Source organism: Sphingomonas trueperi (assembly GCF_011927635.1).
Lineage (GTDB): Bacteria > Pseudomonadota > Alphaproteobacteria > Sphingomonadales > Sphingomonadaceae > Sphingomonas > Sphingomonas trueperi.
In genome coordinates this window covers 1-21,629 of record NZ_JAATJB010000001.1, presented here as the reverse complement: position 1 = coordinate 21,629, position 21,629 = coordinate 1, and the positions used below count along the sequence as shown (strand labels likewise).

Below are 21,629 nucleotides of genomic sequence, written 5' to 3'. Positions count from 1 at the left end.
GCGACCAACACCCGACTGGAGCCCCACCATGCCCTATCTGCTCACCGTCAACGGGCAGCGCCACCGGATCGAGGCGGACGGCGAGACGCCGCTTCTCTGGATCCTGCGCGACACGCTCTATCTGACCGGCACGAAATATGGATGCGGTGCCGCGCAATGCGGTGCCTGCACGGTCCATCTCGACGGCGCCCCGGTTCGGTCTTGCTCGGTGCCGCTCAACGCGCTGGGCACGGCCGAGGTGACGACGATCGAAGGTGTCGATGGCCCGCAGGCACAGGCGGTGCGCGATGCCTGGGTCGCACGCGACGTGCCGCAATGCGGCTTCTGCCAATCCGGCCAGGTGATGAGCGCGATCGCCTTGCTGCGCGCGATCCCCATGCCCTCGGACGCCGATATCGACGCGGCGATGGGTGGCAATCTCTGTCGCTGTGCGACCTACATGCGCATCCGCGCGGCGATCCACGATGCCGCCGCTGCCGTCGCTGGGGCTAGCGCATGACGGAGGAGCGGGAAAAGGCAGCGCGGCCCCGCCGGCGATTGGGCGCGCCGCAACTAGCGGCGATCGTGGTTCCGGCGCTGTGCGTCGCCGGCGCGCTGTTGTTGCGCTCTACCGAGCCGAGTGCGACCCCGCTGCCGCCGCCACCCTCCGCACCCACGGCGACGCTTCGGCCCGTGGCTGCCTTCTCGAACATCGCGGATCGCCGGCAGCGTTCGGTCGCGCTCTTCCGCGAAGCCGGGCGGGTGTTTCAGCATCCGCGTTGCCTGAACTGCCATCCGCGCAGCGATCGGCCGACCCAGACCGGGGTGATGCGCCCGCATCTGCCGCTGGTGACGCGGGGACCGGACGGCGGCGGCACGGAGGTCCTGCGCTGCATCACCTGCCACCAGGCAGCCAATGTCGCCGCTTCGGGCGTGCCCGGCAATGTGCGCTGGCGTCTCGCGCCGCCGGAGATGGCCTGGCAGGGCAAGTCGCTCAGCGCGATCTGCCGCCAGCTGCTCGATCCTTCGCGCGCGCATCTGCGCCGCGACGCGCTGCTGGAGCATGTGGCGCAGGACGAACTGGTCGGCTGGGCATGGCATCCCGGCGCGCAGCGACGCCCGGCGCCGGGCACCCAGGCGCAGTTCGGCGCGCTGGTCGCGGCGTGGCTGGAAACCGGCGCGCATTGTCCCGCCTGATGGCGTTTCCGGAGATGTTCTGATGTCCGATCCCAAGCCTGCAGCACGCGGCTTCCGCATGACGCGCCGCCGGATGGTCCTCGGCGGCGGTCTGACCGGCGGCGCGCTCGTCATCGGCTATGCGGCCACCCATCCGATGGAGGTCGCCGCCATGGTGTTGAGCGGCGGCGGCCACGATCCCGAACCGAGCGCATTCGGCGCGTATATCCGCATCGCCGCCGACGGCATGGTGACCATCGTCAACAAGCAGCAGGAACTTGGGCAGGGCATTCATGCGGCGCTGGCGGCGATGATTGCCGAGGAACTCGACGCCGATTGGAGTCGCGTCCGGGTGGTCTCCGCCGAAGTCAACTTCCGCGCCTATGGCGTCCAGCTCACCTATGGGTCGTTTTCGGTGAGCACGCAGTGGGACGCGATGCGCCGTGCCGGTGCTGCCGCGCGGGCGATGTTCGTCGCGGCTGCCGCGCGGCGCTGGCGGGTGCCGCGCGCCTCGATCGGGGTGCGCGACGGCATCGTCTCGCACCCCGCCACGGGGCGATCGGCCCCCTTTGCTGCGCTGCTTGCCGATGCCGACAGGGAAACGCCGCCGCAGCAGCCCCGACTGAAGCAGCCCGCCGAGTACCGCCTGATCGGCACTGATCGCGTGCGCCGCAAGGATGCGGTGCCCAAGAGCACCGGCGCGCAGGTCTATACCCAGGACGTCCAGCGCAGCGGCATGCTCTTCGCCGTGCTCGCGCGCAGCCCGCGCTTCGGCGGCCGGCCCGCGCGTTTCGACGATCGTGCCGCGCGGCAGGTGGCAGGCGTGGTCGACGTGTTCGCCACGCCCGCGGGCGTGGCCGTGGTCGCGGAGAACAGCTTTGCCGCGCTCCGTGCCCGCGCTGCTTTGCGTACCGAATGGGACGACCGCCAGGCCGAGCGCCGGTCCACCCCGGAGATCGTCGAGGAATATCACAGCATCGCGCTTGGCCGTTCCACCCTGAAGCCCGATCGGTTCCTGCAGCGCGGCGATGCCGATCGTCGCTTCGGCGAGGGGCAGTTCGAAGCGGCGTTCGACTTTCCCTATCTCGCCCATGCGCCGATGGAGACGCTCGACTGCGTCGCGCAGGTGGACGGATGGCAGGTCCGGATCGCCTCGGGCAGCCATCTGGCTACCGGCGAACTCGTCAATGCCGCCATCGCCACGCCGACGATCCCCGGCAAGGTCGAACTGGAGGTGCTTCCCGCCGGCGGATCCTTCGGCAGGCGGGGCGCGGCCATGGGCGACTATGTGGCGGAGTGCGTCCATATCGCCCGGCGCTTGCAGGGGCGGCCGGTCAAGCTTTTCTGGAGCCGGGAGGACGATCTCACCGGTGGCTATTACCGCCCGATGGCGCATCACCGCCTCTGGATCGAAAGCGGCGCGGACGGCTTGCCCACGGCTTGGCGGCACCACATCGTCGCGCAGCAGCTCCTCCCCTTCGGGGCGAACAGCCCGAATTACGAGGGCGTGAAGAATTCCCCCTATCTGGCCGCCGTATCGACGCTGGACTGCAAGATCTTCACGCCGACATCGCCGGTCACCGCCACCTTCTGGCGCTCGGTCGGGCATTCGCACGGCACCATGGTGATGGAGCATGTCGTCGACCAGCTCGCGCGCCGTGCCGCCAGGGATCCCGCCGACTATCGCCGTGCGCTGTATCGCCGCGCCGGGGCAACGCGACATCTGGCGGTGCTCGATGCGGTCTGCCGCGAGGCGGGCTGGGGGACTTCGATCGATGCCGGTTGGGCGCGCGGGCTGGCAGTGCAGGACTATGCCGGCACCGTGGTCGGCCAGGTCGCCGAGGTCCGGCTGGAAGCTGGCCGGCCCGTCGTTCGCCGTGTCGTCGCCGCGGTGGATTGCGGCATCGCGATCAGCCCGGACCAGATCGCGGCCCAGATGGAGGGCGGGATCGGCTTCGGCCTGTCGGCGGCGCTGTACGGCGCGATCACGCTCAAGGACGGGATCGTCGAGCAACGCAACTTCGACGGCTACCGGGTCGCGCGCATCGACGACATGCCGCGCGTGGAAACGCATATCCTGCGATCGACGGCGCCGCCCACCGGCATGGGCGAGCCCGGCGTCCCGCCGATCGCGCCCGCCATCGCGAACGCGATTCTCGCCCTGACGGGGCGGCCGACCCGGCGCCTGCCCTTCGTGGGCACCGACGCTTGACCCCTATCGTCGATGCGGCCAGCTGCGCTAGCTGCCGGCGGTGGCAATTGCCCAGGGAGCATGGTTGGTGAGGATTTCGTTCGGCAAGCCGTTGGTGTTGGCAGTGGCACTTTGCGGTGGCACCGGCATCGCCGGGGCGCAGCCGTCGCAGGGGCCGGCATATCGCATGCCGGCGGCGACCGTTCCCCTGCCGGTGGACCATGGCTTCCATGGCGTGCTCGACCTCCAGGTCGATGCGACCGACATCGCGCACCGCATCTTCACCGTGCGCGAGCATGTTCCGGTGGCGGGCGGCACCCGGGTGACGCTGCTCTATCCACGCTGGGAAGCAGCGAGCCACGGGCCGAGCCTGAACGTGGTCGACCTGGCGGGGCTGGTGGTTGAGGCGGAAGGCCGGCCCGTCCGCTGGCGGCGCGATCCCTACGAGCCGCATGCCTTTCATGTCGATGTGCCGGCGGGGGCCAAGGCGATCGACGTCCGCTTCCAGATGGTGGCGGGCGGGGACTTGCTGACGCCCGACATCGTCAGCGTGCCCTGGCAGCGGCTGGTCCTGTATCCGGCCGGCTGGTACGCCCGGAACATCCGCACCACGGCTTCGGTCACGCTGCCGGCGGGGCTCCGCGCCTTCACCGCATTGCACGTCGAAACGGCTGGGAGCGCGACGCTGCGCTTCGCCGAGACGACGCTCGAGTCCCTGCTCGACGCCCCCGTCCTTGCCGGCCGCTACACTCGGCAGGTGCCGCTGACCGTGCCCGCCACCGGCAGCGTGACGCTCGACCTTGTCGCGCAGCGCCCTGCGGATCTGGCTGTGCCGCCCGAACGCGTGGCGGAGCTGACCGCGCTGATCGCGCAGATGACGGCCGTCTTCGGAACCACCCCCTTCGCGCACTACGATATCCTCGCGCGCCTGGGCGACGATGGCGCCTCGGGCGGCACCGAGCACCGGTCGTCGAGCGAGAACGGCTTGCCATCCTCGCTCTTCCGCGACTGGCAGTCGCAGATCCTCTCCCGCGACCTGATCGCGCACGAGATCGTCCATGCCTGGAACGGCTTCTACCGAATCCCGGCCGATCTTTGGGCACCGACCCCCAATGTGCCCGTCTCGGCCAGCCTGTTGTGGGTGTATGAGGGCCAGACCGAGTTCTGGGGGCGGGTGCTGGCGACGCGCGCCGGGCAATTCTCCCCCGCCGAGCTGCGCGACCGGCTCGCAGTCGAGGCCGCCGAGATCGCCGCCCGGCCCGGCCGCGCCTGGCGGCCGCTGTCCGACGACATCAACTACCCGGCCTTCATGCTCCGCCAGCCCGTTCCCTGGCGCGACTGGCAGCGGCGCCGCGACTATTATTCGGAAGGCGTGCTGCTGTGGCTGGCGGTCGACGGGGAACTGCGGGCGCGGACCGGTGGACGTCGCGGCATCGACGATTTCGCCGGCGCCTTCTTCGCCGGAGCGACACCGAACGCGCCGACGCGCACCTACACGTTCGAGGACCTTTGCGAGACGCTGGAGGCAGTCGCGCCCGGGGATTGGGCGGGGTGGCTGCGGCGATGGATCGACGGGCAGGGCGCGCTCGACACGACCATCGGGCTCCGCAGCCATGGCTGGCGCCTGACCTTCACCGATACCCAGACGCCAGCGTTCCGCGCCGGGGAGGAAGAGCTGGGCGTCGCCGATCTCAGCTATTCGATCGGGCTTGCCGTGCGGGCGAACGGCGCGATCCGCTCGGTAGCCTGGGACGGGCCCGCTTTTCGCGCCGGATTGCGTCCGGGCGCGCGCGTCGTGGCGATCAACGGAGGTGCCTTCGGCACGGAGACACTGCTCGCCGCCGTACGGGCGTCGGCTGGCCATCCGCTGGTGCTGACGGTCGAACAGGATGGCGGCCGGTCGGATCGGCCCATCCCCTATGCGGGGCCGTTGCGCTATCCGCGGCTGGAGCGGATCGCGGACACACCCGACACGTTCCGGGACCTGCTGGCGCCGCGAACGATCCTGCCGAAGGCCGGTACGCGCGGCGGGGCAGGCTAAGCGGACGACGCCGGCCCGACCGGGGATGCGATCCGCCGGGCCGTCTCCGCGGTCGCCGGATTATAGTCGATCATGCCCAGATCGGGGCGGCCTTCGATGGCGAAAGACGAGAATTCGAGTTCGAGGATGCCCTGCTCGGGATGGTGCACCCGCTTGTGCCCGTCCGCATTCCCGGCGACGTCATTATCCTGCCAGAGCGCCTCGAATTCGGGGCTCAGCCGCGACAGCTCCTCGACCAGCCGGGTGATCTCGGCCGTAGCGCCGGCGCGCACCGCGTCCGTCCGAAAGGCGCCCACGACATAGCGGTCCTGCTGCGCCAGTCTTCCTGCGCCGCCGTCACCTTGGAGTTGGTGAAGACGAGCCGCAGGATGTTGCGGTGTTCGCGGGGCAGCAGGCTATAGTCGGTCAGCACCGCCGACGCCGCGGCATTCCACGCGACCACGTCCCAGGTCGCGGTCTTGATGATCGCCGGGCTGGTCGGCATCGCGTCGAGCACGCGCTGCAGGCGCGGCGTGACCTCGTCCGACCCGCGGATCTTGATCGCGGGTGGCCGCCCGAGCCCCAGCACGAACAGGTGCTCGCGCTCGGGTGCGGTCAGCATCAGGCCGGAGGCGATGCGTTCGAGCACGTCCCCAGAAGGTGCACCGCCGCGGCCTGAGTTCCTCCAGGTATTCCGACCGGTGCTGGGCGATCCACTGCACGATGCGGTCGTTCCCGAGCAGCGTGCTGACATAGGCACGCGCCACTGTCAGTTGTAGCGGATCGACGCCGTATCGGGGACATGCGCCGGAGGACGTCAAAGACGGCTGTCGGACAGGACAAGTCTTTCAGGATATCAATAACCTCGGTGCAGATCCCATAGAGCATCCGCGATCGCCGATGGATGGATGCAACCTCGAGTTCAAGCGCTTCCGCGATCTTCGCTTCCGGTACGCCCCGCTCGATTGCGCGTCGGACCATGCGATGTTCCTGGATCGCCGCCAGACGATGTATTCGCTTGTTGTAGGTGTGCCGGTCAGAACTCGATCAGCGCTTCGGCGCGCAATTCGACCGCCAGAACCGTACTGCGGATCGGATGGAGCAGAAGCTCGACTGACCGAGGCCCTTGGATTGTTCGTCCGCCACCGGCTCACCCTTACGGCGCACCGACCGGCCTTCGATACCGAGACGCAGCGCCTCAGCCGGCTTCGCTACGACGCCTTCGCCGAGCTTGTCGGTCGAGCAATCGTCCGGGGGGGACACCAACAACCGCATCGGAACATCGCCTTCCTCCCGCTAACCCGCACCCGATCGGTGAAGGAGGCTGCGCGATTAGCGGGGCGCGCACAGAAGCGTCGCCCGAATCGTCTTTGCGAGGGTTCATTTGAGCGCATTTCGTCCGACGATGTTTTCCGTACATTTTCCGTACGGCCGTCGCGATGCTGCGCTAAGTCATTGAAAAGATGGCGCACCCGACAGGATTCGAACCTGTGGCCTCTGCCTTCGGAGGGCAGCGCTCTATCCAGCTGAGCTACGGGTGCCTGGAAAGCGGCGACTAGCAAAGCCTTTGGCCGAACGCCAGCCCGTTTCGGCAGCTCCGGCGCAAAAGCGTAGGCGCCGCAAAAGCTCAGGCGGGTTCGGCGGCCTTCTTCGCCTTGGGGGTGGGCGTCTTCGGCTTGAAGGTGCAGAGTTCGGCCACCGGGCAGCGCCAGCATTCGGGGGTGCGCGCCTTGCAGATATAGCGGCCGTGGAGGATCAGCCAGTGGTGCGCGTGCAGCCGGAAGGGCTGGGGCACCACCTTCTCCAGCTTCAGCTCCACCGCCAGCGGCGTCTTGCCGGGTGCCAGGCCGGTGCGGTTGCAGACGCGGAACAGGTGGGTGTCGACTGCGAAGGTCTCCTGCCCGAAGGCGACGTTCATCACCACGTTCGCCGTCTTGCGGCCGACGCCGGGCAGCTGCTCCAGCGCGTCGCGATCGGCCGGGACCTCGCCGCCATGGTCGCGGATCAGGGCTTCGGAGAGCGCGATGACGTTCTTGGCCTTGGTGTTGAAGAGGCCGATCGTCTTGATGTGCTCCTTCAAGCCCCCTTCGCCGAGGGCGACCATCTTCTCGGGCATGTCGACCTGCGCGAACAATGCGCGCGTCGCCTTGTTCACCCCGGCATCGGTCGCCTGGGCGGAGAGCACCACCGCGACGAGCAGCGTATAGGTGTTGACCGATTCGAGCTCGGTCTCCGGGTGCGGATTGTCCGCCGCCAGCCGCGCGAAGAACTCGACGACCTGCGCCTTCTTCACACGCCGAGCACTTCGGCCATGGTGTAGCGGCCCGCGTCGCGCCCGGGGAGCCACAGCGCCGCGCGGATCGCCCCCTTGGCGAAGATCGCGCGATCATCGGCGCGGTGGGTGAGCTCGATCCGCTCGCCGTCGCTGGCGAAGACCACCGTGTGGTCGCCGATCACCGAACCGCCGCGCAGGCTCGCCATGCCGATCGTGCCCGCGGCGCGCGGGCCGGTGAGCCCGGCGCGGTCGCTGACCCCGGCTTCGGCGAGGGTGGTGCCCATCGCCTCGGCAGCGGCGGCGCCCAGCATCTGCGCGGTGCCCGACGGCGCATCGGCCTTGTTGCGGTGGTGCATCTCGACGATCTCGATGTCCCAGTCCTGGCCGAGCCGCGCCGCGGCCTCATGGACCAGCCGCGACAGCAGCCCGATGCCGAGCGAGGTGTTGCCGGTCTGCAGCACGGCGATCTCGGCGGCGGCCGCGTCGATCATCCGGTGGTGGCGCTCGGCGAGGCCGGTGGTGCCGACCACGATCGGCGTGCGCGCGGCGCGCGCCGCGGCGAGGTTCGCCTCGAGCGCGGCGGGGGCCGAGAAGTCGACGAGCACATCGGCCTTGCGGGCGAGCTCGGCGGGATCATCGCCCACGTCCGCGCCGCCCGCGAGGCGGGCGCCGAAATCGGGAAGGGCGGCGGCGATCGCCTGGCCCATCCGCCCCATGCTGCCATAGATGCCGATGCTCGTCATGCTGCGCGCTGTTGCACGATCCTGTGCTGCAGCGACAGATGCTATTTTTGCGGATCGTCCGGCTTTTTCTTCTTGCCCCCGAGCGGAATCCGCAGGGTCACGAAGGCGGCGGGGACCGAGGCGATGCCGGCGCTGTGCTGCTGCGCCTCGGCGCGCACCTCGCCGGCGCCCGGCAGCCGGATGCTCGGATCGAGCGCGCGGCGCTGGGGCGGTGCCGCCAGCTGCGGGCCGATGCGGTAGCGATCGGGTTCGTCCCGCTTGCACACGACGATCTCGTTGGGATCCGTGGGCACCGGGCAGCGCTGCCGGGTGAGCGGGCGCGCGGCGATGCCGGTGCCGTCGTCGTCGCCAGCGGGGCCGCGCGCCTGTTGCGGCAGCAGGATCGCGAGGAGGGCGAAGGCGAGCAGGGCCATGATCTTGTCTCCGATCCTCGAGGGGCCAGAGAAACCGGACTTTGCGGCGCCGGCATGGCGGGCCTAGGGTCGCGGCATGGCCAGCCTTCGCAATCTCGTGATTCTCACCGGCGCCGGCGTTTCCGCCGAAAGCGGCATCGCCACCTTTCGCGGGCCCGGCGGGCTGTGGGAGGGGCACCGGGTCGAGGATGTCTGCACGCCCGAGGCGCTGGCGCGCGATCCCGAACTGGTCCACCGCTTTTACGATCTGCGGCGCGCCGCGCTGGAGACGGTCCAGCCCAATGCCGCGCACCATGCGCTGGCGCGGCTCGATGCGGCATGGCCGGGCGAACTGCTGGTCGTGACGCAGAATGTCGACGACCTGCACGAGCGCGCGGGGGCGACGCGGCTGCTCCACATGCATGGCGAGCTGCGCTCGGCCTTGTGCGCGGCCTGCGGCGTGCGCGAGCGCTGGGAAGAGGCACTGCCGCCCGAGAGCGAATGCCCCAATTGCGGCATGCTCGCGCTGCGCCCCGACATCGTCTTCTTCGGCGAGATGCCCTACGCAATGGAGCGGATCGAGGCGGCGCTGGCGGATGCGGACCTGTTCGTCTCGATCGGCACCTCGGGCGCGGTCTATCCGGCGGCGGGGTTCGTCCAGACCGCGCGGCATCATGGCGCGGCGACGCTGGAGATGAACCTGGAGCCCTCGGGCGGCAGCCACTGGTTCGAGGCGAGCCGGATGGGCCCGGCGGGCACCTTGGTCCCGGCCTGGGTCGACGAACTGCTCGCCACGGCCTGAGCCCCGCAACATCGCGCTGGCATTGCACCGCATCCTGCGGAAGGATGGGCCCAAGGCGTCGCGACAGGCGCCAGCTATGGGAGAGGCGGGCGATGCCCCAGCAGGCGATCTTCATTACCGGCGGCGCGTCGGGAATCGGGCGGGCGGTGGCGGTGCTGTTCGCGCAGCGCGGCTGGCGCGTCGGGCTGGCCGACGTCAATGCCGCGGGGCTGGCGGAGACGCTGGCGATGCTGCCGGCCGGCAGTGCCACGACGCACAAGCTCGACGTGCGCGACCGCGACCAATGGGTGGCGGCGCTCGCCGACTTCGCGGCGGCGAGCGGCGGGCGGATGGACGTGCTGTTCGCCAATGCCGGGATCGGCACCAGCGGCCCCTTCGCTGCCACGCCCCCGGCCGAGCTGGAGCGCTGCGTCGCGGTCAACCTGCTCGGCGTGGTCCACGGCGCCCATGCCGGGTTCGAGCTGCTCGCCGCGACGCCGGGATCGGTGATGCTGATCACCAGCTCGGCGGCGGGGATCTACGGCACCTCGGGCGCGGCGATCTATTCGGCGACCAAGTTCGCGGTGCGCGGGCTGGCCGAGGCGCTCGACGGCGAATGGGCCTCGGCGGGGGTGAAGGTGCGCACGCTGATGCCCTCGTTCATCGACACGCCGCTGCTCGACCAGCCGGCGGGCGGCTCCAACCAGCAAATCCGCGACAATGTGCGGCGCGCCGGGCTGGAGATCACGCCGGTCGGCGAGGTCGCCGAGGCAGCCTGGGCAGCGGCGCATGGGACGGTGCTCCACACCCGTGTCGGCAAGACCGCGCGCAAGCTGTGGTTCGCGGCGCGCTGGATGCCGGGCGCGTTGCGCAGGCAGGCACAGCGCAGCAGGCTCGGAAGGCGCTAGGCTTGGCAGGTCCCGCGCATTCGCGATACGGGCCACGCTTGCGTAACGACGGGAAAGGGAAAGCGCATGAAGATGGGGGTGCTGATCGGGCTCGGGCTGCTGGCGGCGGTGCCGGCGCAGGCGCAGGCGCAGGCGCAGGTGAAGTCCACTGACCCGCAATCGGTGGTCAAGGCGCTGCAGGATGCCGGCTACAAGGCGGAACTGGCCAAGGACAGCGACGGCGACCCGATCATCCGCAGCGGTGCGCAGGGCTACAAGTTCACCATCTTCTTCATGAGCTGCGACAAGGGCCGCAACTGCGGCGACCTGCAATTCTATGCGGGCTGGACCGACAAGCTGTCGCCCGAGCGCGCTAATGCCTGGACGCAGAAGCACCGCTTCGCCCGCGTCTATTCGGACGAAAAGGGCGAGGCGGCGATCGAGTATGACCTGAACTTCGAGGACCAGCCGATGACCACCGTGCTGTTCCGGAAGAATCTGGAACTTTGGGATTCGCTGGTCGGCAGCTTCGCCGATTACGTCAACGAATCGAACGGGGCCGAGAAGCAGTAAGGCGACGGGCGGGCCGTTCAGAACAGCCCGTCATCGTCATCGTCGTCGTCCATGCTCGCTTGCGGGGACGCGGACGTGCCCGGCAGCGCGAAGCGGGTGTGGATCTCGCGCTCGCGGGCCATGGTGTAGCTGCGCGCCATGCCGTCGAGCAGTTCGGCAAGTGCGTCCGCCACCGGGCCCTCGGGCGCGGTGCAGGGCGTGCCGAACAGCTTGAGCCGTAGCGCCACGCCGCGCAGTGCGTCGCCGAACGCGGCCTCGCAATCGACATTGCTGGTCGTGGTCTCCAGGATCCGCGTCACCGCCGCGGCATCGTCGCTCAGCCCGGCCATGCCTTCGCGCATGCGCTGGGCGCCGTCGCGGATGCAGGCGAGCGATTCGGTGAGCGCCTCGGCCGCATCACCGCCCTGTTCGGCGTCGGGATCGCGCAGCGCGGTGACCGCGCTGACCAGCCGCTCGACCGACTGGCGGATCTCGCCGGAGATCGTCGCCAGCGCGGTCGCGAAGCCGCGGATCTCGGAGGCGACCATCGCCAGCGCCTTGCCCTCGTCGCCGAGCCGGTGGCAGCGCAGATCGGTGTTCCACGCCATCAGGTGCACGTCCTCGTTCACCCGGTGCACCACGCGCAGCCGCTCGGCGAGCCGCTCGGCACTGTCCGAGGTCGAGCCGCCCAGCGCCTGCGCCTTGGCATCGGCATCGCGCAGCCGCGCGGTGACCTGGGCGACATCGGCGACGCTCTTCTCGAGCGCGCCGAGGAAGACGCTGTCGTCGCCGGTCTGCTGGCGATCGCCCTCGGCCTTGATTTCCAGCAGCTGCGCCGCGCTCGGCGCGATCCCGCGCAGGCTTTCGGCCAGCCGCTGCGATTCCGTGTGGAAGGCCTCGATCGTGTCCGAGGCCTGGGCGGCGAACAGCGCGACCATATGGCCGACCACGTCGATCGCGGTCGCCGGATCGGCGGAATCGCGCCAGGCGATCAGCGCCTGGATGCCGCTGGCGACATGCTCCAGCCGCTGGCGGGTGATGTCGCCGATCTGCATCGCGCCGATCGCGGTCGCGACCTTCGCATGGATCTCGCGGCCGACCGAGGCGATGCGTTTGGCGCGCGCCGCGTCCGCCGCCTGGTGGCGCTGCAGCGCCTCGGCATCCTCGGCGAGCTTGCGGGGCACCTGCGGGATCACCTTCACGCATTCGGCGGCGAGCTGGCGATCGACCTCGATCAGCGCCGGGATGCTGGCGGTGAGCCGCTCGATCTCGCTGCCGATCCCGCCGATCTCGATCTCGCCCACGTCGAGCCGGACGTTCATCGTGTCGGCGAAATCGGCAAAGCCGTTGCGGCCCGCCGCCGCCACCTTGATGTTGAGGCCGCAGATGCGGAGAAAGTCGAGCGTGCGCTTGACCTGGTTGATATGGTGCGCGAGCGGGCGCGCACCGGCGGCGATGCTTTCCAGCCCCGCCTGGCGCGCGGCCTGCAGTGCGGGCAGCCGCTCCAGCCGGTCCGCGGTCGCGCGCATATTGTCGACCGCCGCTTCCGCCGCGTCGCGGCCGAGCGCGTTGGTCACGCCCTCCAGCGCGCTGACCAGCCGCTCGACGATGGCATAGGCCTGGGCCAGCGCCTCGCCCGCCGAGACGAACCGGGCGTCGAGCTTGCCCGCCACCTGGCTGATCGTCGCCTCGATCTCGGCGAGCGACAGTTCGGATTCGGGGTTCGGTTCAGGAATGGGTGCGGCGTACATGGCCGTCTCCTTGGCAAGCGGTCATCGTGCGGTGGCCGTGAGCAGTTCGCGGGCGATGTGCCCGAGGGGAATGATCTTGTCGGCGGCCTCGCGCGCGATCGCCTCCTTGGGCATGCCGAAGACGATCGAGCTCGCCTCGTCCTGCGCGAAGGTGCGCGCGCCCGCCTGGCGCATCTCGAGCAGCCCGCGCGCGCCGTCGTCGCCCATGCCGGTCATGATGATGCCGACCGCGTTCGATCCCGCCGCGCGCGCCGCCGAGCGGAACAGCACGTCGACCGAGGGGCGGTGGCGCGAGACGAGCGGCCCGTCGCGAACCGAGACATAATAGCGCGCGCCCTGGCGCTCGAGCATGGTGTGCTTGCCGCCGGGGGCGATCAGGACGTGGCCGCGCAGGACGGGGTCGCCGTCCGCGGCTTCCTTGACGTCGACCTCGCACAGCCCGTTGAGCCGCTGGGCGAAGGCGCGGGTGAAATGTTCGGGCATGTGCTGGACGATGACGATGCCGGGGCTGTTCGCCGGCAGTGCCTCCAGTACTTCGCGCAGCGCTTCGGTGCCGCCGGTCGAGGCGCCCATGCACACCACCATCTCGGTGGTGCGGCTCATCGGCTTGCCGCTGGGCGGCGGCAGCACCGCGTCGGCGGTGAGCTTCTGGGCCGGCGGCTCGGTGCGCGGCATCGGCTTGCCCGGCCGCCCGCGCACCTTGGCGCGCGCCGCGGCCTTGACCACGTCGCGGATCTGGAGGTGGTGCTCGGCGAGATGATCGGCCACGCCCACCTTGGGCTTGAGGATCACGTCGACCGCGCCCGCTTCCATCGCCTGAAGCAAGGTCTCGGAGCCGTTCTCGGTCAGCGACGAGCACATCACCACCGGCACCGGGCATTGCTGCATCAGCTTCTTGAGGAAGGTGATGCCGTCCATCCGCGGCATCTCGACGTCGAGCGTGATGACGTCGGGCACCTGCTCCTGGATGCGCTTGGCGGCGCTGAACGGATCGGCGGCGGTGCCGACCACCTCGATCGCCGGGTCCTCGGCGAGGATCGACGCCATGGTCTGGCGGACGCTCGCCGAATCGTCGACGATCAGGACGCGGATCTTGGGCATCAGCCGCCGCGCCGGAACACGGTGTTGGCGACCTGCTCGAGCGGCAGGCCCAGCCCGGTGATCGATTCCGAATGGCCGAGGAAGAGATAGCCGCCCGGCGCCAGGCAGTCATAGAGCTGCGAGACGACCTTCTTCTGTGTCGGCTTGTCGAAATAGATCAGCACGTTACGGCAGAAGATCAGGTGCATCGCATCGCCCACGGGATAGCGATCGTCCATCAGGTTCAGCCGGCCGAAGCCGATCGCGCTGCGCAGCCGCGGCACCATCCGCACCTCGCGCCGCCGCGGATCGTTCGAGGTCATCACATACTTGCGGCGCAGCGCCGCCGGCACCGGGTCGACCAGCTCGGCCGCGTAGATGCCGTTGCGGGCGGCGGCCAGCACCTCGGTGTCGAGGTCCGTCGCGAGGATGCCGTACTCCGGGCCGCCCATCCGCTCGGCATAATCGTCCAGCACCATCGCCATGGTGTAGGGCTCGGGGCCGGTCGAGCAGGCGGCGCTCCAGGCGCGCAGCGAGCGCACCCCGCGCGCCTCCAGCGCCGGCAGCGCCTGCGCGACCAGATAGTCGAAATGCGCCGGCTCGCGGAAGAAGTCGGTCTTGTTGGTGGTCACCGCGTTGATCAGGTGCAGCCCTTCGGCCGCGAGATGATCGCCGGTGAACAGGAAGTCGCAATAGCCGTCGAGCGTATCGATGCCCACCGCGCGCAGGCGGCGGCGCAGCCGGCCCTCGAGCATGGTCTTCTTGGTCTCGGGCATCTTGATGCCCGAGACCTCGTAGATATAGGCGGCGATCTGCGCGAAATGGCGCCTGCTCATCGTGTCGAGCCCGGGGGCGGGCGACGGATCCAGCGCTAATGCTGCGGACAAGGGCTGCTCCGTAAGGCTCAGGCGGCGGCGCGGACGGCGAGCGCCCGCGCTTCTTCCGACGAGAAGATCTTCGCCATGTCGACTAGCACCACGAATCCTTCGGACCGCTTAATGACGCCGCCGATATAGTCGGACGACCAGCGCACCCCGATGTCGGGCGCGGCTTCCAGCTGGTCGGTGGTGACGCTGCACACCTCCAGCACGCGGTCGACCACCAGGCCCAGCATCAGCACGCGGTCGGCGACCGGCACGTCGACCACCAGGATGCGGGTCGCCTGGGTCGGTTCGAAGGGCGAGAGGCCCAGCCGCTGGCGGAAGTCGATCGTCGGCACGCCCTGACCGCGCATGTCGGTCAGGCCTAGCAGATAGTCGGGGCCGTTGGGGATGCGGAAGGTCTCGCGATAGTCGAGGATCTCGCGCACCAGCGTCACCGGGACGGCGAAGATCTCCGCCCCCAGCCCGAAGGTGACGAGCTGGAGTTCGGTTGCGTCGCTCATGCTGCCTCCACGTCGAACGCGCTGTCCTGCGCATCGGGGCCGCCGGTGGCGAGATCGAGCGCGAAGCCGCTCACCCGCGCCTGCTGGTCGGCAACGCTGTTGGGCTTGTGCCGCGCGGCCGCCTTGGCGGCGGGCTTGGCTGCCGGACGGCGGGCCGGGGCGGGCACGCGGCCGCGCGGCTGCTGCTCGACGCGGAAATAGGCGATGCTGGCCTGGAGCTCCTCGGCCTGGGCGGCGAGTTCTTCCGAGGTGGCGCTGATCTGCTCGGAGGCGCCGGCATTTTGCTGGGTGACCTGGTCGAGCTGCTGGATCGCTTCGTTGATCTGCGAGGCGCCGATGTCCTGCTCGCGGCACGCGGCGCTGATCTCGCTGACCAGCTCGGCGGTGCGGCGGATGTCCGGCACCAGGCGGCCGAGCATGTCGCCGGCCTCTGCCGCTGCCTTCACCGTCTCGCTCGACACCGAGCTGATTTCGGCGGCGGCACCCTGGCTGCGCTCGGCGAGCTTGCGCACTTCCGAGGCGACGACGGCGAAACCGCGGCCATGCTCGCCCGCGCGCGCCGCTTCCACCGCGGCGTTGAGCGCGAGCAGATCGGTCTGGCGGGCGATTTCCTGCACGATGCCGATCTTCTCGGCGATGGTGCGCATCGCGCCCACCGCGCGATCGACCGCAACGCCGCTCACTTCGGCATCCTTGGCGGACTGGCGGGCGATCTTCTCGGTCTGCGCGGCATTGTCGGCGTTCTGCTTGATGTTGGCGGCCATCTCTTCCATCGCCGCCGAGGCCTGCTCCGCCGCCGCGGCCTGCTCGGTCGCGCCCTGCGAGACCTGCTCGGAGCTCGACGACAGTTCCTGGCTACCCGAAGAGACATTGGTCGCGGCGGCGGTGGCGTCCGACACCACGCCGCGCAGGCGATCGACCATCCGCACCAGCGCGTTGCCGAGCACGTCCTTGTCCGAGGCCGGCTTGTGCTGCACGGTCAGGTCGCCATCGGCGATCTTGTCGGCCAGCGTCGCGCTCACCCGCAGGTTGGCGACCATCGTGTTGACGGTGTCGACCAGGTCCTTGATCTCGTCGTTGCTGGTGACCTGCACGTCCTGGCTGAGGTCGCCGATCGACACCGCGCTGACCGCGGTCGAGACGCGGCGCAGGCCCTGCGAGACGATGCGCGAGATCCAGAAGGCACCGGCGACGGCGATCAGCAGCGCGATGCCGGCGACGGCCCACAAGGTGGTGGCGGCGCTGGCATAGAGCGCGTTGGTATCCTGATCGGCCTGGGTCATCTGCTGCTTGGAGAGCGCGACCAGCTGGTCGGCCACGTCGCTCATCGCCGTCGCGATCTCGCGCGACTTGCTGATCGAAATCGTGCCCGCTTCGGTGTTGCGGTTGGCGAGCGCCAGTTGGCGGACCTGATCGTTGACCGGCACGAACTCGTTGAACTTGGTGCTCAGCTGCAGCCATAGCGGCTTGCCCTGCGCGCTGGCCGTGGCGACGCCCTTGGCGATCTGTGCCTGGACCTGCTCTCGGCCCTTCATCAGCTCGGCGTCGAACTTGCGGGTGAGCGCTTCGTCCTCGGTCAGCGCCATGTTCTTTTCCTGGCGCAGCACATAGCTGATCCCGCCGCTGACGCTCTGCGCGATCTCCTGTCGCTGGGCGGGGCCGGAGATCACGTCGCTGATCGCCTGGTTGAGCGTGGCGAGCCGCGAGTTGGCGACGCCGACCACGGCGAGCAGCAACAGGATGAGCACGCCGAAGGTGATGCCAAGTTTCAACTTGATCGTGGCACGCATGGGTTCGAGTCCTTGAAAGGTAGAGCCGGCGGTCAGGCTGCGTGGACGCCGAAAGCGGCGTCTTCGGCGTCGGGACCGCCATTGTTGAGATCGAGCGCGAAGCCGCTGACACGGGCCTGCTGATCAGCGACGCTGTTCGCCTTGGGCCGCTGCACGCTCGCGCGCTTGGGCGCGGGGGCGGTGCGGGCGACCGGGCGGGCATGGCCGCTGCTGCGTTCGACGCGGAAGTACGCGATACTGGCCTGGAGCTCTTCCGCCTGGGCGGCGAGTTCTTCGGACGTGGCACTGATCTGCTCGGAGGCGCCGGCATTCTGCTGGGTCACCTGGTCGAGCTGCTGGATGGCATCGTTGATCTGGGCGGCGCCGATATCCTGCTCGCGGCAGGCCGCGCTGATCTCGCTGACCAGCTCGGCGGTGCGGCGGATATCGGGGACGAGGCGGCCGAGCATCTCGCCGGCCTCGGCGGCGGCCTTCACCGTCTCGCCCGAGACCGCGCTGATTTCGGCGGCGGCACCCTGGCTGCGCTCGGCGAGCTTGCGCACTTCCGAAGCGACCACCGCGAAGCCGCGGCCATGCTCGCCGGCACGCGCTGCCTCGACGGCGGCGTTGAGCGCGAGCAGGTCGGTCTGGCGGGCGATTTCCTGGACGATGCCGATCTTCTCGGCGATCGTGCGCATCGCACCCACCGCACGATCGACCGCGACGCCGCTGACTTCGGCATCCTTGGCGGACTGGCGCGCGATCTTCTCGGTCTGCGCGGCGTTGTCGGCGTTCTGCTTGATATTGGCCGCCATCTCTTCCATCGAGGCCGAGGCTTGCTCGGCGGCAGCCGCCTGCTCGGTCGCGCCCTGCGAGACCTGCTCGGAGCTGGACGACAGTTCCTGGCTGCCGGTCGAGACGTTGGTGGCGGCGATGGTGGCATCGGAGACGACGCCGCGCAGCCGCTCGACCATCCGCACCAGCGCGTTGCCCAGCGTGTCGCGCTCCGAGGCCGGCTTGTGCTGCACGGTCAGGTCGCCATCGGCGATCTTGTCGGCTACCGCGGCCGAGAGCCGCAGATTGCCGGTCATCCGGATCATCGCATGGCCCAGCGTATCCTTGTCCGACAGCGGCTTGTGATCGACGCTGAGGTCGCCCGCGGCGATGCGGTCGGCCAGCGCGGCGCTGTCGCGCAGGTTGGCGGTCATCCGGTTGACGGTGTCGACCAGGTCCTTGATCTCGTCATTGGTGCTGACAGCGATGCGCTGGTCGAGATCGCCGATCGCGACGGCATCGACCGCCTCCGCGATGCGGCGCAGCCCCGTCGAGACGATCCGCGCAATCCAGATCGCGCCGCCGATGGCGAGCAGCAGCGCAAGCCCCGCCACTACGTAGAGCGTCGTCGCCGCGCTGGCGTAGAGCGCGCTGGTGTCGTGGTCGGCCTGGTCCATCTGCTGGCGCGACAGGGTGACGATCTGGCCGACGAGGTTGCTGATCGTGCCGGCCAGTTCGCGCGACTTGGTAATCGACAGCTTGCCGGCCTCGGCATTGCGATTGGCCAGCGCCAGCGCGCGGACCTGGTCGTTCACCGGCACATATTCGGTGAACTTCGCCTCCACCTGCATCCACAGCGGCTTGCCGGTTTCGGTCGCGGTGCCGAGCCCCTTGGCGATCAGCGCCTGGGTTTCGCCGCGTGCCTTCATCAGATCGGCGTCGAACGCGCGGGTTTCCGCGGCGTCCTCGGTCAGCGCCATGTTCTTTTCCTGGCGCAGGATGTAGCTGACCTTGGCGTCGACGCTCTGGGCGATCTCCAGCCGCTTGGCCGGGCCGGCGATCACGTCGCTGGTCGCCTGGTTGAGCAGGCCGAGACGGCTGTTGGCGACGCCGACGACGGCGAGCAGCAGGGCGATCAGTACGGCGAAGGTGACGCCGAGCTTCATCTTGATGGTGGCACGCATGGGATACTCCTGGAACGGGGCGGTCAGGCCGCCTGGACGCCGAAGGCGGCGTCATCGGCATCGGGGCCGCCATTGCTCAGATCGAGCGCGAAGCCGCTGACCCGAGCCTTTTGATCGGCAATGCTGTTGGGCTTGGGCCGCGCAGCCGACTTGGCGGCGGGCTTGGGTACGGGGCGGCGAACGGGTGCTGCGGCGCGCGGTGCGGCGGCGCGCACCGAGTCGACCCGGAAATAGGCGATGCTGGCCTGGAGCTCCTCGGCCTGGGCGGCGAGTTCCTCGGAGGTGGCGCTGATCTGCTCGGAGGCGCCGGCATTCTGCTGGGTCACCTGGTCGAGCTGCTGGATCGCATCGTTGATCTGGGCGGCGCCGATGTCCTGCTCGCGGCAGGCGGCGCTGATCTCGCTGACCAGCTCGGCGGTACGGCGGATGTCGGGCACCAGCCGCTGCAGCATGTCGCCCGCTTCGGCGGCGGCCTTGACCGTCTCGGACGAGACCGAGCTGATCTCGGCGGCGGCACCCTGGCTGCGCTCGGCGAGCTTGCGCACTTCCGAGGCGACCACCGCGAAGCCGCGGCCATGCTCGCCCGCGCGCGCCGCTTCCACCGCGGCGTTGAGCGCGAGCAGGTCGGTCTGGCGGGCGATTTCCTGCACGATGCCGATCTTCTCGGCGATGGTCCGCATTGCGCCCACCGCGCGGTCTACCGCGACGCCGCTCACTTCGGCATCCTTGGCGGACTGGCGGGCGATCTTCTCGGTCTGCGCGGCGTTGTCGGCGTTCTGCTTGATGTTGGCGGCCATCTCTTCCATCGAGGCCGAAGCCTGCTCGGCGGCAGCAGCCTGCTCGGTCGCGCCCTGCGAGACCTGCTCGGCGCTCGACGACAGTTCCTGGCTGCCCGAGGAGACGTTGGTCGAGGCGATCGTCGCATCGGCGATCACGCCGCGCAGGCGATCGACCATGCCGTTCACCGTCTCGACCAGATCCTTGATCTCGTCGTTGCTGCGCACCTCGATCCGCTGGTTGAGGTCGCCTTCGGCCACGGCGGTAACCGCCGTGCCGACGCGGGCAAGGCCGGTCGAAACGGTGCGGGCGATCCACCACGCCGCGGCGACGGCGATCAGCAGCGCGATGCCGGCAACGCTGAACAGCGCGATGTTGGCGGCGGCATAGACCGCGGCGGCTTCCTGCTCGGCATTGCCCATCTGCTGCTTGGAAAGGGTGACCAGCTGGGAGACCACCTGGCTCATCGCCACGGCGAGCTCACGCGACTTGGTCATCGAAAGCGCCGAAGCCTCGGCATTCTTGTTCGCCAGACCAAGCGAGCGGACCTGATCGTTGACCGGCACGAACTCGTCCAGCCTGCCTTCCAGCTGGGTCCAGAGCGGGCGACCCTGTTCGGTGGCGCCCGCAACCCCCTTGGCGACCAGCTGTTGCAGCTCGCCGCGCGCCTTCATCAGATCGGCATCGAACTTGCGCATCTGGGCGTCATCGTTCGACATCGCCAGATTCTTCTCCTGGCGGATCACGAAGCTCAGTTTGGCGTCGATCGTCTGCGCCAGTTCCAATCGTTGCGCTGGCCCGCGGATCACGTCGCTGGTGGCCTGATTGAGCACGGCGAGGCGGGTACTTGCTACGCCTACGACGACAAGCAACAGGGCGATCAACACGCCGAAGGTGACGCCGAGCTTCATCTTGATCGTCGCACGCATGTCAGAAATCCTCGTTCGAATGGGTGGGGCACGGACGCGCCTTGCGGCAGGGATACGGGAAAGAAATCACGCGACTTCGCCGGTCCGCCCGAGCTCGCCGATGCCGAGATGGGCGGCGAAGATGGCGTGGAGGTCGGGGAGGACGACGACGCCGTCGTCGCGGCGGACGAGGGTGCGGACGAACTGGCGGCGCCAGCGCATGCCGACGGCGGGGGGCTCCTCGCTCGCGCTCTCGGCAAGCGTCGCGACCTCGTGGACCTTGTCGGTGCGGATGCCGATCTGGAGCGGCTCGTCGCCGAGCGCGATCTCGATCACCACGATGCGGCTGTCGAGCGTCGCCGCCTCGGCCGGCGGCATCGCAAAGGCCTGGCGCAGGTCGGCGATCGGGATGATCTTGCCGCGGAAATTGACCACGCTGTGGACCAGGGGCGCCGCGCCCGGCACCCGGGTCTCGGGCAGCAGGTCGAGGATCTCGCGGACCAGCACGGCCTCGAGCGCGAAGGTCTCGTCGCCGAGATCGAAGGTGAGGACCTCGAGATGGCCGGTCTCGTCCCAGGGGACGGTTTGGGTAGGGGCTTCCTGCATGGGCTCAACCGGCGGCACGCAGCCGCTCCTCCTGCTGCTGGCCGGCCAGCACGAGCTGGACGACGTCGAGGATCAATGCGACGCCGCCGTCGCCGAGGATGGTCGCGCCGGCAAAGGCGGCGACGTCCTGGTGCAAGGGCGACATCGACTTGATCACGGTCTGGTGGCTGCCGATGATCTGGTCGACGACCAGCCCGACGCGCTCGGCGCCGGTGGCGATGACGACGATCTTCTGGTGCGGATCGGGCCTGGTGCCCGTGGCGAACATCTCGCGCAGGCGCAGGAAGGGCACCAGCCGGTCGCGCAGCGTGATGAAGCTGCGGCCGCGCGAGCGCAGATCCTCCTCCAGGCTCAGCTCGAGGCACTCTTCCACGGCGGCGAGCGGGATCACGTAGCGGCC

The 21,629-nt window shown here is 69.4% G+C and carries 21 protein-coding genes, 1 tRNA gene and 1 pseudogene; 7 read left to right on the top strand and 16 right to left on the bottom strand.

Going from position 1 to position 21,629, the window contains the following annotated elements:
* The first annotated feature begins 28 nt into the window (after positions 1–28).
* From GGR89_RS00115 to GGR89_RS00100, 4 genes are all read left to right on the top strand, one after another.
* Complete coding sequence (locus GGR89_RS00115; RefSeq protein ID WP_125974551.1) at positions 29–499, top strand: (2Fe-2S)-binding protein; 471 nt, start codon at positions 29–31, stop codon at positions 497–499.
* A complete protein-coding gene (locus GGR89_RS00110) occupies positions 496–1,176 on the top strand; it encodes an Isoquinoline 1-oxidoreductase subunit (protein ID WP_241217878.1) in 681 nt (226 codons plus the stop codon). Before GGR89_RS00115 ends, GGR89_RS00110 begins: the two co-directional genes overlap by 4 nt.
* Before the next feature lie 22 nt (positions 1,177–1,198).
* Positions 1,199–3,367 carry a xanthine dehydrogenase family protein molybdopterin-binding subunit gene (locus GGR89_RS00105; RefSeq protein ID WP_164521870.1) on the top strand — a complete coding sequence of 723 codons (2,169 nt, stop codon included), beginning with the start codon at positions 1,199–1,201 and terminating at the stop codon, positions 3,365–3,367.
* 67 nt (positions 3,368–3,434) lie between these two features.
* On the top strand, positions 3,435–5,387 hold the full coding sequence (locus GGR89_RS00100; protein ID WP_206434277.1) for a M61 family metallopeptidase: 1,953 nt from the start codon (positions 3,435–3,437) through the stop codon (positions 5,385–5,387).
* Here GGR89_RS00100 and GGR89_RS00095 read toward each other — a convergent pair.
* The 7 genes and pseudogenes from GGR89_RS00095 to GGR89_RS00065 all read right to left on the bottom strand — a co-directional run bounded on the left by GGR89_RS00095 (position 5,384) and on the right by GGR89_RS00065 (position 8,797).
* Positions 5,384–5,871, bottom strand: a pseudogene (locus tag GGR89_RS00095) (MmyB family transcriptional regulator). The gene GGR89_RS00100 and the pseudogene GGR89_RS00095 overlap by 4 nt on opposite strands.
* Positions 5,872–5,987: 116 nt before the next feature.
* A complete protein-coding gene (locus tag GGR89_RS22860) occupies positions 5,988–6,347 on the bottom strand; it encodes a plasmid partitioning protein RepB C-terminal domain-containing protein (protein WP_425338734.1) in 360 nt (119 codons plus the stop codon).
* Between the two features lie 66 nt (positions 6,348–6,413).
* Positions 6,414–6,641 carry a hypothetical protein gene (locus GGR89_RS00085; protein ID WP_125974549.1) on the bottom strand — a complete coding sequence of 76 codons (228 nt, stop codon included), beginning with the start codon at positions 6,639–6,641 and terminating at the stop codon, positions 6,414–6,416.
* A 189-nt stretch (positions 6,642–6,830) separates the two neighbouring features.
* Positions 6,831–6,907: transfer RNA gene (locus tag GGR89_RS00080), tRNA-Arg, on the bottom strand.
* An 86-nt stretch (positions 6,908–6,993) separates the two neighbouring features.
* Positions 6,994–7,659 (bottom strand): endonuclease III, encoded by a 666-nt coding sequence (gene nth / locus GGR89_RS00075; protein ID WP_125974547.1) that lies wholly within the window; start codon positions 7,657–7,659, stop codon positions 6,994–6,996.
* On the bottom strand, positions 7,656–8,384 hold the full coding sequence (dapB, locus tag GGR89_RS00070; RefSeq protein WP_125974545.1) for a 4-hydroxy-tetrahydrodipicolinate reductase: 729 nt from the start codon (positions 8,382–8,384) through the stop codon (positions 7,656–7,658). The genes nth and dapB overlap by 4 nt, the downstream gene beginning before the upstream one ends.
* 41 nt (positions 8,385–8,425) lie before the next feature.
* Positions 8,426–8,797, bottom strand: a complete 372-nt coding sequence (locus tag GGR89_RS00065) for a hypothetical protein (RefSeq protein ID WP_125974543.1) — start codon at positions 8,795–8,797, stop codon at positions 8,426–8,428.
* 76 nt (positions 8,798–8,873) lie between these two features.
* On the opposite strand from GGR89_RS00065, the gene GGR89_RS00060 reads away from it, so the two are divergent.
* The 3 genes from GGR89_RS00060 (at position 8,874) to GGR89_RS00050 (ending at position 11,017) form a co-directional block, all read left to right on the top strand.
* The gene (locus GGR89_RS00060; protein WP_125974541.1) at positions 8,874–9,578 is read left to right on the top strand and encodes an NAD-dependent deacylase; all 705 of its coding nucleotides are present in this window, start codon (positions 8,874–8,876) and stop codon (positions 9,576–9,578) included.
* A gap of 92 nt (positions 9,579–9,670) precedes the next feature.
* Positions 9,671–10,465, top strand: a complete 795-nt coding sequence (locus tag GGR89_RS00055; protein WP_125974539.1) for an SDR family oxidoreductase — start codon at positions 9,671–9,673, stop codon at positions 10,463–10,465.
* Positions 10,466–10,531: 66 nt separating this feature from the next.
* Positions 10,532–11,017, top strand: coding sequence for a YbjN domain-containing protein (locus GGR89_RS00050; protein WP_125974537.1), 486 nt, complete (start codon positions 10,532–10,534; stop codon positions 11,015–11,017).
* Positions 11,018–11,034: 17 nt separating this feature from the next.
* Here GGR89_RS00050 and GGR89_RS00045 read toward each other — a convergent pair whose 3' ends face one another.
* The 9 genes from GGR89_RS00045 to GGR89_RS00005 all read right to left on the bottom strand — a co-directional run.
* Complete coding sequence (locus GGR89_RS00045; protein WP_125974535.1) at positions 11,035–12,747, bottom strand: hypothetical protein; 1,713 nt, start codon at positions 12,745–12,747, stop codon at positions 11,035–11,037.
* A gap of 21 nt (positions 12,748–12,768) precedes the next feature.
* Positions 12,769–13,848, bottom strand: a complete 1,080-nt coding sequence (locus GGR89_RS00040; protein WP_125974533.1) for a protein-glutamate methylesterase/protein-glutamine glutaminase — start codon at positions 13,846–13,848, stop codon at positions 12,769–12,771.
* Positions 13,848–14,663 carry a CheR family methyltransferase gene (locus GGR89_RS00035; protein ID WP_125974710.1) on the bottom strand — a complete coding sequence of 272 codons (816 nt, stop codon included), beginning with the start codon at positions 14,661–14,663 and terminating at the stop codon, positions 13,848–13,850. The genes GGR89_RS00040 and GGR89_RS00035 overlap by 1 nt, the downstream gene beginning before the upstream one ends.
* Before the next feature lie 68 nt (positions 14,664–14,731).
* The gene (locus GGR89_RS00030; RefSeq protein ID WP_125974531.1) at positions 14,732–15,211 is read right to left on the bottom strand and encodes a chemotaxis protein CheW; all 480 of its coding nucleotides are present in this window, start codon (positions 15,209–15,211) and stop codon (positions 14,732–14,734) included.
* Positions 15,208–17,001: a methyl-accepting chemotaxis protein gene (locus tag GGR89_RS00025; RefSeq protein ID WP_125974529.1), complete on the bottom strand. Its 1,794-nt coding sequence runs from the start codon at positions 16,999–17,001 to the stop codon at positions 15,208–15,210. Before GGR89_RS00025 ends, GGR89_RS00030 begins: the two co-directional genes overlap by 4 nt.
* A 32-nt stretch (positions 17,002–17,033) precedes the next feature.
* Positions 17,034–18,938, bottom strand: a complete 1,905-nt coding sequence (locus GGR89_RS00020) for a methyl-accepting chemotaxis protein (protein WP_125974527.1) — start codon at positions 18,936–18,938, stop codon at positions 17,034–17,036.
* Between the two features lie 23 nt (positions 18,939–18,961).
* Positions 18,962–20,644, bottom strand: a complete 1,683-nt coding sequence (locus GGR89_RS00015; protein ID WP_125974526.1) for a methyl-accepting chemotaxis protein — start codon at positions 20,642–20,644, stop codon at positions 18,962–18,964.
* Positions 20,645–20,710: 66 nt separating this feature from the next.
* Entirely contained in the window at positions 20,711–21,229 is a 519-nt protein-coding gene (locus GGR89_RS00010) for a chemotaxis protein CheW (RefSeq protein WP_167712743.1), read from the bottom strand.
* Between the two features lie 4 nt (positions 21,230–21,233).
* Positions 21,234–21,629 (bottom strand): chemotaxis protein CheW (locus GGR89_RS00005; protein WP_209092073.1); only part of this gene is annotated, 396 nt, incomplete at its 5' end.